This is a genomic window from Pseudomonas sp. WT-JTC, assembly GCF_056711565.1.
Genome location: NZ_CM160042.1, coordinates 5,941,966 through 5,955,082 on the forward strand (window position 1 = coordinate 5,941,966; position 13,117 = coordinate 5,955,082).

Genomic DNA, 13,117 nt, shown 5'->3' on the forward strand with positions numbered 1-13,117 from the left:
ATTAACCGCTCTCCTGATAACGCGTGGAAATCCGCGGTCAGGCGAAAAACCACACCAGTCCCTGCATCGCCAGCCAGGCGAACACTCCGGCCAGGACATCATCGAGCATGATGCCAACGCCGCCATGTACATGCCGGTCAATCCAGCGAATCGGCCACGGCTTGAGGATGTCGAAGAAGCGGAACATCAAGAAGCCCGCCAGCAACCACTGCCAACCTTCCGGCACCAGCCACAGGGTGATCCACATCCCGACCATTTCGTCCCAGACGATGCCTTCGTGGTCGTGCACCCGCAAATCGTCGGCCACTTTGCCGCACAGCCAGAAGCCGAACAGCATGGTGATGCCCAGCATCAGCCAGTAACCCCAATCGGGCAGCATCTGCCACAACGGGATAAAGGGCAGCGCAACCAACGACCCCCAAGTGCCCGGTGCCTTTGGCAAGGTGCCCGAGCCGAAGCCGAACGCCAGGAAATGCCACGGATTACGCCAGACCGACGGCGGAACGTGTTCTGCCGGGACCTGTTTGGGGTGATCTGTCACGGTGACTCCCGAAAATGTTGATAACCCCGGGTTTGCGGGGTGATGTCTTTGCCATCGGCGTCCAGCAGCCTCACGCCCTGCCCCGTCACAACCTGCCCAATCACATGAATCGGCCAGCCGTCGGCAAGCAATAGCGGTAACTCGACGGACGGCAAGGTGAAGACCAGGACGTAATCGTCGCCGCCACTCAGGGCCGCAACCTGTGCGTCCGATTGACCGAGAAAATCGACCAGGCTCTGCGACAGCGGCAATCGATCCCGCTCGACTTCGATACCGACCTTCGAGGCCAGCGCGATATGCCCGCAATCAGCGAGCAGACCATCGGAGATATCCATTGCCGAAGTGGCCTTGCCACGCAACGCCTGACCCAAGCCGAGCTGCGGTTGCGGCGACCAGTAATGCGCCAGCAACGGCTCGGCAATGCTCGCTTCGACCGTGCGCTGGCCGAGCACCAATGGCAAGGCACCGGCGGCATTGCCCAGCTCGCCGCCCACACACAGCAGATCGCCCGGTTGCGCACCGCTGCGGGTCAGCGCCAGACCGGCCGGCACGCGTCCGAACACGGTCATGGTCAGGCTCAACGGCCCACGGGTCGTGTCGCCACCCACCAGCGCCACGCCACAACTTTGCGCCATCCGGTTCAAACCACGGGCATAGGCTTGCAGCCAATCGGCGGTCACCGTCGGCAAGGTCAGGGCAAGGGTAAAGGCAACGGGGGTGGCGCCCATGGCAGCCAGGTCGCTGACGGCCACAGCCAGCGAGCGCTGACCGAGCAGAAACGGATCGCACGGATCGGCAAAATGCACGCCGGCCACGAGGGTGTCGGTAGAAATCGCCAACTGCTCCCCGGGAGGAACAGCCAGCAAGGCGCAGTCATCGCCAATCCCGAGGGCAACGCCTTCGCCGCCCTGCGCACAAGGCGCGGCGGCAAAGAAATTGCGGATCAGCTCAAACTCGCCCATGGCTTCGTGCCGACGTTACAAGCGCCGATCAGCGCTTGAACGCCTTCACTTCAGCTTCACGCAGACGCGGGGCCAGCTTGTCGAGCACACCGTTGACGAACTTGTGGCCGTCGGTGGAACCGAAGACCTTGGCCAGTTCGATACCTTCGTTGATCACAACGCGGTATGGCACGTCGACGCGCTTGAGCAGTTCCCAGGTGGACAGGCGCAGAACCGCCAGTTCAACCGGGTCCAGCTCTTCGATGGTCAAGTCCAGGCAAGGCTTGAGTGCGGTGTCGATTTCGGTCTTGAACTGCGGAACCCCGTGCAGGATTTCGCGGAAGTACGCGCCGTCGACATCGCTGAAATCGTTATCGACCCGGAACTGCGCTTCGATCTCGTTCAGCGATTGCTTGGCCATGTGCCATTGGTACAGCGCCTGAGTCGCGAGCTGACGGGCTTCGCGACGCTTGGCGCTTTTCGATGGCTTGCCGGCATCCGCAGGCTTTGGATCGCGCGGGTTGAAACGATCGCTATCGTCGCTAATCACTTGGCCTCCAACTGCGCCAGCAGGCTGACCATTTCCAGAGCGGACAGGGCAGCTTCAGCACCTTTGTTACCGGCCTTGGTGCCGGAACGCTCGATGGCTTGCTCGATGGAGTCAACGGTCAGCACGCCGAATGCAACCGGTACGCCGAACTCCATGGACACCTGGGCCAGGCCCTTGGTGCATTCGCCAGCCACGTATTCGAAGTGCGGAGTGCCGCCACGAATGACTGCGCCCAGGGCGATGATTGCCGCAAACTCGCCCTTTTGAGCGACTTTCTGCGCAACCAGCGGGATTTCGAAGGCGCCAGGTGCGCGGATGATGGTGATGTCGCTTTCGCTTACGCCGTGGCGAACCAGGGCATCAACTGCACCGCTGACCAGGCTTTCAACGACGAAGCTGTTGAAACGGCCCACTACCAGAGCGTAGCGGCCTTTAGGGGCGATGAAGGTACCTTCGATGGTCTTCAGGGTCATTCGTTAGATCTCTTAAAGAGCCGGGACGCGTCTCGTACGCGCCCCTCGGTGATTTATTTGCCGCGAATTCAAGCCCGGAAACGACCGGTCATTATTCGGAGGGCACGTATTCTACAACTTCCAGATCGAAACCGGATATCGCATTAAATTTCATCGGTGCCGACATCAGGCGCATTTTGCGTACGCCAAGGTCGCGCAGGATCTGCGAACCGGCACCCACGGTGCTGTAGGTGGTCGGCTTTTTCACCGTCAGGTGGTCGGCGGTTTCGCGGATGTGCGCCAGCAACACGTCGCCATCGAGCGGGTGACCGAGCAACAGCACCACGCCGCTGCCGGCCTCGGCAACCGTGGCCATGGCGGCGCGCAGGCTCCAGCGGCCCGGTTGCTTGACCATCAGCAGGTCGCGCAGCGGGTCCATGTTGTGCACGCGAACCAGGGTCGGTTCTTCGGCACACACGTTGCCCAGGGTCAGTGCCATGTGCACGTCGCCTTCCACCGAATCACGATAGGTCACCAGGTTGAATTGGCCCAGTTCGCTGTCCAGTGGCTGCTCGGCAATCCGCTGAACGGTACGTTCGTGGATCATCCGGTAGTGAATCAGGTCGGCGATGGTGCCGATCTTGATGTCGTGTTCGGCGGCAAAAGCTTCCAGCTCGGCGCGACGGGACATGGTGCCGTCATCGTTCATCACTTCGCAGATCACGCCGCTCGGCTCGAAACCTGCCATGCGCGCCAGGTCGCAGGCGGCTTCGGTGTGGCCGGCGCGGGCCAGGGTGCCGCCGGCCTGGGCCATCAGCGGGAAGATGTGGCCCGGGCTGACGATGTCTTCGGCCTTGGCATCACGGGCGGCAGCCGCTTGTACAGTGCGTGCACGGTCTGCGGCGGAGATGCCGGTGGTCACACCGGTGGCCGCTTCGATGGAGACGGTGAACTTGGTACCGAAACCGGAACCGTTGCGCGGCGCCATCAACGGCAGCTTGAGCAGTTCGCAACGCTCGCGGCTCATCGGCATGCAGATCAGGCCACGGGCGTGCTTGGCCATGAAGTTGATGTGCTCGGGCTTGCAGCACTCGGCGGCCATGATCAGGTCGCCTTCGTTCTCGCGGTCTTCGTCATCCATGAGGATGACCATCTTGCCTTGGCGGATGTCTTCAACCAGTTCTTCGATGCTATTGAGCGCCACAAGGCACCCCCTTGAGTCAGGATTTGAGGTAGCCGTTGGCGGCCAGAAAGCTTTCGGTAATGGTGCTGCCGGTTGTCGGTTCTGCGGCCTTGTCGCCGAGCAACAGACGCTCCAGATAACGGGCCAGCAAGTCCACTTCCAGGTTCACCCGGCGGCCCGGCTGGTACGAAGCCATGATGGTTTCGCTCAGGGTATGCGGAATGATGGTCAGCAGGAACTCGGCGCCATCGACTGCGTTCACGGTCAGGCTGGTGCCATCGACGGTGATCGAGCCTTTATGGGCGATGTACTTGGCCAGGTCCTTCGGCGCGCGAATGCGAAACTCCACGGCGCGCGCGTTTTCGGTACGGGCAACCACTTCGCCCACGCCATCGACGTGACCGCTGACCAGATGCCCACCGAGACGAGTGGTCGGGGTCAGGGCTTTTTCCAGATTGACCGGGCTGCCGCTTTTCAGGTCGTTCATGGCGGTGCAGTCGAGGGTTTCGCGACTGACGTCTGCCGCAAAGCCGTTGCCGGGCAACTCGACAGCGGTCAGGCACACGCCGTTGACCGCGATGCTGTCGCCCAGTTTGACGTCGCTCAGGTCGAGCTTGCCGGTTTCGACGTGTACCCGCACATCACCGCCCTTTGGGGTCAATGCACGAATACTGCCGATGGATTCGATGATGCCGGTAAACATGAGGTTCTCCTCGAGAACAAAGCCAGCGCTGTAGCGATGGCCAGAAATTATACGCTTGCTACTGGAGAGGGAATGGCAATGACTCGCCAGTCATCGCCAACCGCACGAATTTCGGTGATTTTGAGTTCCGGTGCATCCTTCATTTGCGCCAGCGGCCAGTCCAGCAGCGGCCGTGCCGAAGAGCCCAAAAACTTGCCGGCGATGAAAATCTGGAACTCGTCCACCAGCCCGAGCTGGGCAAACGCACCCGCCAGACGCGGACCCGCCTCGACCAACACTTCATTGACCCCACGGGCAGCGAGCTCGACCAGCAGCTGACGCAGATCGACCTGGCCGTCATAGCCGGGCACGATCAGGCATTCCGGGCCGTTGGCGTACTGCTCTTCCACGGCGACACAGGTGGCGACCAGGGCTGGCCCCGCCTTGAAGAATGGCGCATCCAGCGGCACCCGCAAACGTCCGTCGACCAGCACCCGCAGCGGCGGGCGGCTCATGGCCAGGGCTGTTTGCTCGGCATCCAGTCCCAACTCATCGGCCCGCACGGTCAACCGTGCGTTGTCCGCCAGCACCGTGTCGGCGCCGGTCAGCACCACGCTGGCCTGGGCGCGCAGGCGCTGTACCGCCGAACGTGCGGCTGTACCGGTGATCCACTGGCTTTCACCACTTTCCATCGCCGTGCGACCGTCCAGGCTCATGGCCAACTTGACCCGCACGAAGGGCAGGCCGTGTTCCATGCGCTTCAGGAAACCCTGATTGAGCCGGCGTGCCTCGCCTTCCAGCACGCCGCTTTCAGTGGCGATGCCGGCCTGGGCCAAACGCTGCAGACCGCGACCGGCGACTTCCGGGTTCGGGTCCTGCATCGCCGCGACCACACGGGCCACTCCGGCATTCACCAGCGCATCGGCACAGGGCGGCGTGCGGCCGTGGTGGCTGCACGGCTCGAGCGTCACATAGGCGGTCGCGCCACGAGCCTGCTCACCGGCCGCGCGCAAGGCGTGGACTTCAGCGTGAGGCTCGCCGGCGCGAACATGCCAGCCTTCACCGACGATCTGCCCGCCCTGCACGATCACGCAACCAACCCGCGGATTGGGGTGCGTCGTGTAGTGTCCCTTACGCGCCAGCTCCAGGGCACGGGCCATGAAATGAGCATCGAGGATGGCAAGTTCTGCGGGCGTGGTCATTCTTTCACCGGTTCACGGGCCAGGCGGTCGATCTCTTCGCGGAACTCGTTGAGGTCCTGGAAGCGCCGATACACCGAGGCGAAGCGGATGTAGGCGACTTCGTCGAGCTTCTGCAGCTCGGCCATCACCAGTTCACCGACCACGAGGGATTTGACCTCGCGTTCGCCGGTGGCTCGCAGTTTGTGTTTGATGTGCACCAGCGACGATTCGAGGCGCTCGACGCTCACCGGGCGCTTTTCCAGCGCGCGCTGCATGCCGGCGCGGAGTTTTTCTTCGTCGAACGGCTGGCGACTGCCGTCGGTTTTAATCAGGCGCGGCAACACCAGTTCAGCCGTCTCGAACGTCGTGAAACGCTCGCCGCAGGCCAGGCATTCACGCCGGCGGCGCACCTGTTCGCCCTCGGCGACCAGACGCGAGTCGATGACCTTGGTGTCGTTGGCACCGCAGAAGGGACAGTGCATGGTGGCAGGCAACAAAAAAAGGGAGGGCCATGGTAGCGCATCCCGGTGGCAAGACAAGCCATAGGGTTTGCGGTATACAGACGCAATGATCACTTGATCCATGGAATTCAGCTTTATGGAGCCACCGATGTCGTTACGTCCGCTCGTTTTGCTCAGTGTTTTCAGCCTGCTGGTGGCTTGCGGCAGCGATGCGCCCAAGCCCCAGCCGCCAACGCCAGGCCCGGCGCCGCAACAGGCGCAGAAGAAGGCCAGGGAGGCGGCTGAGCTCGGCCCCTTGCCTGCCTATCAACGTGAACTGAGCGGCACTCTGCAAGGCGTGCCGGCAGGTGCCGAAGTCGAACTGGCTTTGCTGGTCATCGACGAAAAAGGCCGCCCGCAACAATTGCTCGCCAGCTCCAGCCTGATCGGCAACAACCAGGTGTTGCCGTTTCACCTGCGTTTCAACCCGGATGCCTTTCCGGTCGGTGCCCGTGTGGAACTGCGAGGCCGCGCCAGTCAGTCCGGCCAGTTGATCCTGCACCTGCCGTCGCTGCTGATCACCCAGCCGACCACCCAGGCCTTGGGCCAACTGCAATTCGTCAAAGCCCCATGAGTGCACCGATCGACCTGCAACGGGCCCTGGCTGAACTGCTCGGCGACGCACAACTGGTGGCCTGCCCGTTGCCGGAAACCGATTTGCAACTGTGGCTGATCGACGGCGACAACATGGACCGCGCCTTCAGCCCGGAAGAAACCCGGCGCATTCTGCATGAGCCACCGTACTGGAGCTTCTGCTGGGCCAGCGGCCTGGCGGTGGCCCGCTATCTTGCGCAATTCCCCGAGTGGGTCAAAGGCAAGCGCGTGCTGGATTTCGGCGCCGGGTCCGGGGTGGCCGGGATTGCCGCGGTCAAGGCCGGCGCGCTGGAAGTGGTGGCCTGCGACCTCGACCCGCTGGCGATTGCCGCGTGCCGGGCGAATGCCGAGCTCAATGATGTCCAACTCAACTATTCGACGGATTTTTTTGCCGAAGCCGATCGGTTTGATCTGGTTCTGGTGGCGGACGTGTTGTATGACCGGGCGAACCTGCCGTTGCTCGATGAGTTTTTGAGTCGTGGCCGGGAGGCGTTGGTAGCCGATTCGCGCGTGAGGGATTTTCGTCACCCGCTGTATCAGCGCATTGAAATGCTCGAAGCGATGACCTTGCCGGATCTGGCTGAACCGGAAGAGTTTCGGCATGTGAGCCTGTACCACGCGCGGCGTTAGCCAAGAGCTTCGCGAGCAAGCCCGCTCCCACATTGGAATGCGTTCGCCTTGTGGGAGCGGGCTTGCCCGCGAAGGCGCCCGTTCAGGCAACACACCTCTCACGACTACCCCGCTTCCGGCCCGACCCCACCAAGCCGTATAGTTGCCCCATTCACGCTTTTACGAGATTGCCCATGAGTCAGGAAACGCCGTACATCTTCGACGCCACGACTGCCGATTTCGACCAGTCGGTGATCGAGAACTCTTTCCACAAACCGGTGCTGGTGGATTTCTGGGCCGAATGGTGCGCGCCCTGCAAAGTGCTGATGCCTATGTTGCAAAGCATTGCCGAGAGCTATCAGGGTGAGCTGCTGCTGGCCAAGGTCAACTGTGACATCGAGCAAGACATCGTCGCCCGCTTCGGCATCCGCAGCCTGCCGACCGTGGTGCTGTTCAAGGACGGCCAGCCTGTCGACGGTTTTGCCGGAGCCCAGCCGGAATCCGCCGTGCGCGCCCTGCTCGAACCCCATGTGCAGATGCCGCCACCGGCCGCCGCCGATCCGTTCGAACAGGCCCAGGCACTGTTCGATGACAGCCGCTTTGCCGATGCCGAAGCCCTGCTCAAAGTGCTGCTGGGTGAAGACAACACCAACGCCAAGGCGTTGATCCTGTACGCCCGCTGCCTGACCGAGCGTGGTGAACTGGGCGAAGCCCAAGCCGTGCTGGATGCCGTCAAGAGCGACGAGCACAAGGCCGCGCTGGCCGGTGCCAAGGCGCAAATCAAGTTTCTCGGCCTGGCCAGGGACTTGCCCGATGCCGCCGACCTGAAGGCCCGGCTGGCGAAAAATCCCCAGGACGATGAAGCGGTGTATCAACTGGCCATCCAGCAACTGGCTCGTCAGCAGTACGACGCCGCGCTGGATGCCTTGCTCAAGCTGTTCATCCGCAACCGCAGCTACAGCGAAGGCTTGCCGCACAAGACCTTGCTGCAGGTGTTCGAGTTGCTGGGCAATGACCACCCGCTGGTCAGCACGTACCGCCGCAAGTTGTTTGCCGCGCTGTACTAAGCCGATCCTGTAGGAGCGAGCTTGCTCGCGAAAAACCTGAGAGCACCGAGGTGAATCAGGTTTCCCGCGTTATCGTTGACGCCCATCGCGAGCAAGCTCGCTCCTACAACAGCCAGTGATAGAGCGGTGTATCGGTGCCGCTTTCCACCTTCACGTCCGGACTGTGGCGCAACCGCACCAACAGACGCTTGCCCGCCGCCGCGCTGCCGGTCAGGCCTTCGAGTTGATCGAGCAGATCCGGTCCGCTGAGCTGCCCGGCCGTGCGCAACAAATCCCGGGCGATCTGCCACAGCGCATCATCCTGATTCAGCGGTTTCGCCGCTGGCGCGCTGACTGCGGACTTTTCCACCTGCAGCTGCGCCCCTAGTCGCGCCCAGTCCGCGTCGTCCATCTCCAGGGTCAAATCCACCGGCCAGTCGCCGATGCTTCCGCGAATTCGCAACATAGGTCTGCTCCCGCACATTTCTTCCCTGCATGCTCCCATGGGACTTGTGCAACGCCAAGCAGGCAGTCAAACTCTCCGCACCAACGTTATAAGATTACATAACATATTCTTCATTTTACTTTTCGGAGACTCGTCATGCGTCGTCTGCTTCTTGCCCTGCCGTTTGCCATGCTGCCATTGGCTGTCGCCCATGCCGCCGACGAACACGATCATGAGCATGGCAGCCTGGGCGCCCACGAACATGGCGTGGGACGCCTGAACGCGGCGCTGGACGGGCAGACCCTGGAACTGGAGCTGGAAAGCCCGGCCATGAACCTGGTGGGTTTCGAGCACGTCGCCACCAGCGACGCAGACAAGGCCAAAGTCTCCGCCGCCCGCGCCCGACTGGAGCAACCGCTGGCCCTGTTCAACCTGCCAAAAGCCGCTGGTTGCGTGGTGGAAAACCAGGAACTGGAAAGCCCGCTGTTCGGCGACAAACCCGATGCCGACGATGATCACGATGAAGACGCCAAGGACGAAGACGGCCACGAACATCACCATGATCACAGCGAAATCCACGCTCGCTATCAGTTCACCTGCGCCACGCCGGCGGCACTGAAGTCGCTGGACCTTGCGAATATTTTCACCAGCTTCCCGGCCACCCGGAAAATTCAGGTACAACTGATCAGCCCGAGCGGGCAGCAAGGCGTTGAAGTGACGGACAAGGCTGCTGCGCTGAAATTCTAAATCACCTCGTTCCCCTTGTAGGAGCGAGCCCGCTCGCGATGGACGTCAACGATAACGCGGGAAACCTGATTCACCTCTGTGCTCTCAGGTTTTTCGCGAGCAAGCTCGCTCCTACAAGGGTTCACCACCAACCACACCGGTTTCACATGACCCAAGCACTCATCGAACTGTCCGACCTGGGCTTCAGTTGGCCCGGTCACCCGCCACTGCTGGACATCCCGGCGTTTCGCCTGGAGCGCGGAGAAACCCTGTTCCTCAAAGGCCCCAGCGGCAGCGGCAAGACCACCCTGCTCGGCTTGCTCGGCGGCGTGCAAAAACCTGATCGCGGCAGTATCCGCCTGCTCGGCCAGGAACTGACGCAACTCTCGGCCGGTGCCCGCGACCACTTCCGCGTCGATCACACCGGCTACATCTTTCAGCAATTCAACCTGCTGCCGTTTCTGTCGGTGCGTGAAAACGTCGAACTGCCCTGCCACTTCTCGAAACTGCGCGCCGAACGGGCGAAACAACGCCACGGCAGCGTCGACAAAGCGGCCGCGACGCTGCTTGCCCACCTGGGTTTGAAGGATGAAAACATCCTCGGTCGCCGTGCCGATTCGTTGTCCATCGGCCAGCAGCAACGGGTCGCCGCCGCCCGCGCGCTGATCGGTCAACCGGAACTGGTGATCGCTGACGAGCCGACTTCGGCCCTCGATTACGACGCCCGCGAGAACTTCATTCGCCTGCTGTTCGCCGAGTGCCGCGAAGCCGGGGCGAGCCTGTTGTTCGTCAGCCACGACCAGAGCCTTGCGCCGTTGTTCGATCACAACCTGTCGCTGGCCGAACTCAATCGCGCCGCCACCCCGTCCGAGGTCTGAGATGTATTTGTTTCGTCTAGCCATGGCCAGCCTGGCTAACCGCCGCTTCACCGCGATCCTCACAGCGTTCGCCATCGCCCTGTCGGTGTGCCTGCTGCTGGCGGTGGAGCGCGTGCGCACCGAAGCCAAGGCCAGTTTCGCCAGCACCATCAGCGGCACCGACCTGATCGTCGGCGCCCGCTCCGGCTCGGTGAACCTGTTGTTGTACTCGGTGTTCCGCATCGGCAACGCCACCAACAACATCCGTTGGGACAGCTTCGAGCACTTCGCCAACAACCCGAAAGTGAAGTGGGCCATCCCGATGTCCCTCGGCGACTCCCATCGCGGCTACCGGGTGATGGGCACCACCGAAGCCTACTTCGAGCACTACCAGTACGGACGCCAGCAACACCTGGAGCTGGCCGATGGCCGGGCCTTCGCCACCGACCCGTTCGAAGTGGTGCTCGGTGCCGAAGTGGCCGACGCACTGCATTACAAACTCGGCGACAAACTGGTGCTGGCCCACGGCGTGGCGGCGATCAGCCTGGTCAAGCACGACGACAAGCCGTTCACCGTGGTTGGAATTCTCAAGCGCACCGGCACCCCGGTGGACCGCACGCTGCACATCAGCCTTGGCGGCATGGAAGCGATTCATATCGACTGGCATAACGGCGTACCGGCCCGGGGCGAGGGTCGCATCACGGCCGATCAAGCGCGCAACATGGACCTCACGCCGCAGGCGATCACCGCGTTCATGCTCGGCCTCAACAACAAGATTTCGACCTTTGCCCTGCAACGGGAAATCAACGAGTTCCGCGGGGAGCCGATGCTGGCGATCCTGCCGGGCGTGGCGTTGCAAGAGCTGTGGAGCCTGATGGGCACGGCGGAAAAAGCCTTGTTCGTGGTTTCGCTGTTTGTGGTGCTGACCGGACTGATCGGCATGCTGACGGCCATTCTCACCAGCCTCAACGAACGCCGCCGGGAAATGGCGATCCTGCGTTCGGTGGGGGCGCGACCGTGGCATATCGCGACGCTGCTGGTGCTCGAAGCCTTTGCCCTCGCGCTGTCGGGCGTGATCGCCGGTGTGGCGTTGCTGTATGTGTGCATCGCGGCGGCCCAGGGTTATGTGCAAGCCAACTACGGCCTGTTCCTGCCGCTGTCCTGGCCAAGCGAGTATGAATGGACGCTACTCGGTGGCATCCTCGTCGCCGCGCTGCTGATGGGCAGCGTGCCGGCCTGGCGCGCCTATCGCCAATCCCTGGCCGATGGCCTGTCGATCCGTTTATGAGGACGTTGAAAATGCCCCGCGCTGTACTTGCGCTGTTGATGCTGGTCGCCCTGCCCTTGTGGGCCGCCCAGCCGCGAGACCTGACCTGGTCGGAGATGATCCCGCCGGATGCGCCGAAAGAAGTGCCGAACATGACGCCGCTGCATGACCTGTCGCAGATGAGCAATGCCCTGTCGGCCGAGTCGGCACCGGCCGCCAAGCAGGACCTGCCCAACGCACCAGTGGTCAAGGCCCTCGATGGCCAGAGCATTCGCCTGCCGGGCTACATCGTGCCGCTGGAAGTGAGCGAGGAAGGACGTACCACGGAGTTTCTGCTGGTGCCGTATTTCGGCGCCTGCATCCACGTACCGCCACCACCGTCGAACCAGATCGTGCACGTCAAGAGCGAGGTCGGCGTGAAGCTCGACGAGCTGTATCAGCCGTACTGGATCGAAGGCGCGTTGCAGGTCAAGGCATCCACCAGTGAGCTGGCGGATGCCGGATATCAGATGGAGGCGGACAAGATTTATCTGTATGAACTGCCGGAGTGAAACCGGTCGTTTTGTGCTGTCGGAAATGCCGCCTTCGCGAGCAAGTCGGATCGCCGCACCGCCGCTCCCACAGGGGGGAACACATTCCAGTGTGGGAGCGGGCTTGCTCGCGAAGAGGCCAGCAAAAACACCACAAAATCCACCCCCTTCCCACTTTCCTTGAGCTGCATCAAAAGACCGAATAGTTAGCCGGCTTACCATTGGACATCAAAATTTTTAACGTCCTCTGGAGCCCCCATGAACAAGTCCATGCTCAGCGCTTCGCTGGTTGCCCTCGCGCTCGCAGCCCCGCTCGCCCACGCCCACGAGGCCGGTGACATCATCCTTCGTGCGGGCGCCATCACGGTTAACCCGAAAGCCGACAGCTCCAGCGTGAAGGTCGATCAAGGTCCACTGGCCGGCACCAACCTGGGCGGCAAGGCGACCATGGACAGCGACACACAGCTGGGCCTGAACTTCGCCTACATGATCACCAACAACTGGGGGATCGAACTGCTCGCGGCCACCCCGTTCGAGCATGACGTGAAACTCAAAGGTACCGCCCTGCCTGCTGCCAACGGCAAACTCGGCTCCCTGAAACACCTGCCGCCCACCCTGAGCCTGGTCTACTACCCGCTGGATTCGAAGTCGGCGTTCCAGCCGTACGTCGGCGGTGGCATCAACTACACCTGGATCTACGACGAAAACCTCAGCAGCGATGCCGAGTCCGCCGGCTTCAGCAACTTCAAGGCGAAAAACTCCTGGGGTCTGGCCTGGCAGGTGGGTGCCGACTACATGCTGACCGACAATGTCCTGCTCAACGCCCAGGTGCGCTACATCGACATCGACACCCGCGCCACGGTGGAAAACAACGCCATTGCCCCAGGCACCCGCGCCAAGGTCAACGTGGACGTCGATCCGTTTGTGTACATGGTTGGCCTGGGCTACAAGTTCTAAAGAACGTTCACGTGGTGGTGAATGAGGCTTGGTGGCGAGCAGACTTGAAACTGACG

Annotated in this window: 17 protein-coding genes; 8 read left to right on the forward strand and 9 right to left on the reverse strand. The window is 62.2% G+C overall.

Annotation, left to right across the window (positions count from 1 at the left end; all coding sequences use genetic code 11):
* Positions 1-37: 37 nt before the first annotated feature.
* From AC06G5_RS27000 to nrdR, 8 genes are all read right to left on the reverse strand, one after another.
* Positions 38-541 (reverse strand): phosphatidylglycerophosphatase A family protein, encoded by a 504-nt coding sequence (locus tag AC06G5_RS27000; RefSeq protein ID WP_057400600.1) that lies wholly within the window; start codon positions 539-541, stop codon positions 38-40.
* Entirely contained in the window at positions 538-1,503 is a 966-nt protein-coding gene (gene thiL / locus AC06G5_RS27005; protein ID WP_413427365.1) for a thiamine-phosphate kinase, read from the reverse strand. The genes AC06G5_RS27000 and thiL overlap by 4 nt, the downstream gene beginning before the upstream one ends.
* Positions 1,504-1,531: 28 nt before the next feature.
* Positions 1,532-2,032 (reverse strand): transcription antitermination factor NusB, encoded by a 501-nt coding sequence (gene nusB, locus AC06G5_RS27010; RefSeq protein WP_007970164.1) that lies wholly within the window; start codon positions 2,030-2,032, stop codon positions 1,532-1,534.
* Complete coding sequence (gene ribH / locus AC06G5_RS27015; RefSeq protein WP_003228649.1) at positions 2,029-2,505, reverse strand: 6,7-dimethyl-8-ribityllumazine synthase; 477 nt, start codon at positions 2,503-2,505, stop codon at positions 2,029-2,031. Before ribH ends, nusB begins: the two co-directional genes overlap by 4 nt.
* A gap of 91 nt (positions 2,506-2,596) precedes the next feature.
* The gene (ribBA, locus tag AC06G5_RS27020; RefSeq protein WP_057400602.1) at positions 2,597-3,688 is read right to left on the reverse strand and encodes a bifunctional 3,4-dihydroxy-2-butanone-4-phosphate synthase/GTP cyclohydrolase II; all 1,092 of its coding nucleotides are present in this window, start codon (positions 3,686-3,688) and stop codon (positions 2,597-2,599) included.
* A gap of 16 nt (positions 3,689-3,704) precedes the next feature.
* A complete protein-coding gene (locus tag AC06G5_RS27025; protein ID WP_480458593.1) occupies positions 3,705-4,370 on the reverse strand; it encodes a riboflavin synthase in 666 nt (221 codons plus the stop codon).
* Positions 4,371-4,417: 47 nt separating this feature from the next.
* A complete protein-coding gene (ribD, locus tag AC06G5_RS27030) occupies positions 4,418-5,551 on the reverse strand; it encodes a bifunctional diaminohydroxyphosphoribosylaminopyrimidine deaminase/5-amino-6-(5-phosphoribosylamino)uracil reductase RibD (RefSeq protein WP_413703944.1) in 1,134 nt (377 codons plus the stop codon).
* Positions 5,548-6,012, reverse strand: coding sequence for a transcriptional regulator NrdR (gene nrdR, locus AC06G5_RS27035; protein ID WP_003228656.1), 465 nt, complete (start codon positions 6,010-6,012; stop codon positions 5,548-5,550). The genes ribD and nrdR overlap by 4 nt, the downstream gene beginning before the upstream one ends.
* A gap of 127 nt (positions 6,013-6,139) precedes the next feature.
* Here nrdR and AC06G5_RS27040 point away from each other — a divergent pair, with 127 nt between their 5' ends.
* The 3 genes from AC06G5_RS27040 to trxA all read left to right on the forward strand — a co-directional run bounded on the left by AC06G5_RS27040 (position 6,140) and on the right by trxA (position 8,300).
* Positions 6,140-6,604: a hypothetical protein gene (locus AC06G5_RS27040; RefSeq protein WP_413427367.1), complete on the forward strand. Its 465-nt coding sequence runs from the start codon at positions 6,140-6,142 to the stop codon at positions 6,602-6,604.
* Positions 6,601-7,254 carry a class I SAM-dependent methyltransferase gene (locus AC06G5_RS27045; protein ID WP_413427368.1) on the forward strand — a complete coding sequence of 218 codons (654 nt, stop codon included), beginning with the start codon at positions 6,601-6,603 and terminating at the stop codon, positions 7,252-7,254. The genes AC06G5_RS27040 and AC06G5_RS27045 overlap by 4 nt, the downstream gene beginning before the upstream one ends.
* Before the next feature lie 173 nt (positions 7,255-7,427).
* Positions 7,428-8,300, forward strand: coding sequence for a thioredoxin (trxA, locus tag AC06G5_RS27050; RefSeq protein ID WP_085718203.1), 873 nt, complete (start codon positions 7,428-7,430; stop codon positions 8,298-8,300).
* A 103-nt stretch (positions 8,301-8,403) separates the two neighbouring features.
* Here trxA and AC06G5_RS27055 read toward each other — a convergent pair whose 3' ends face one another.
* Positions 8,404-8,745 (reverse strand): hypothetical protein, encoded by a 342-nt coding sequence (locus AC06G5_RS27055; RefSeq protein WP_413703943.1) that lies wholly within the window; start codon positions 8,743-8,745, stop codon positions 8,404-8,406.
* A 135-nt stretch (positions 8,746-8,880) separates the two neighbouring features.
* Here AC06G5_RS27055 and AC06G5_RS27060 point away from each other — a divergent pair, with 135 nt between their 5' ends.
* The 5 genes from AC06G5_RS27060 to AC06G5_RS27080 all read left to right on the forward strand — a co-directional run bounded on the left by AC06G5_RS27060 (position 8,881) and on the right by AC06G5_RS27080 (position 13,061).
* On the forward strand, positions 8,881-9,471 hold the full coding sequence (locus AC06G5_RS27060) for a DUF2796 domain-containing protein (protein WP_413703942.1): 591 nt from the start codon (positions 8,881-8,883) through the stop codon (positions 9,469-9,471).
* A gap of 146 nt (positions 9,472-9,617) precedes the next feature.
* Positions 9,618-10,328, forward strand: a complete 711-nt coding sequence (locus tag AC06G5_RS27065; protein ID WP_008018167.1) for an ABC transporter ATP-binding protein — start codon at positions 9,618-9,620, stop codon at positions 10,326-10,328.
* Position 10,329: 1 nt separating this feature from the next.
* Positions 10,330-11,595 (forward strand): ABC transporter permease, encoded by a 1,266-nt coding sequence (locus AC06G5_RS27070; RefSeq protein ID WP_413703941.1) that lies wholly within the window; start codon positions 10,330-10,332, stop codon positions 11,593-11,595.
* Between the two features lie 11 nt (positions 11,596-11,606).
* A complete protein-coding gene (locus AC06G5_RS27075) occupies positions 11,607-12,125 on the forward strand; it encodes a DUF3299 domain-containing protein (RefSeq protein WP_057400609.1) in 519 nt (172 codons plus the stop codon).
* 237 nt (positions 12,126-12,362) lie between these two features.
* Positions 12,363-13,061 (forward strand): OmpW/AlkL family protein, encoded by a 699-nt coding sequence (locus AC06G5_RS27080; protein WP_413427372.1) that lies wholly within the window; start codon positions 12,363-12,365, stop codon positions 13,059-13,061.
* Positions 13,062-13,117 lie beyond the last annotated feature (56 nt).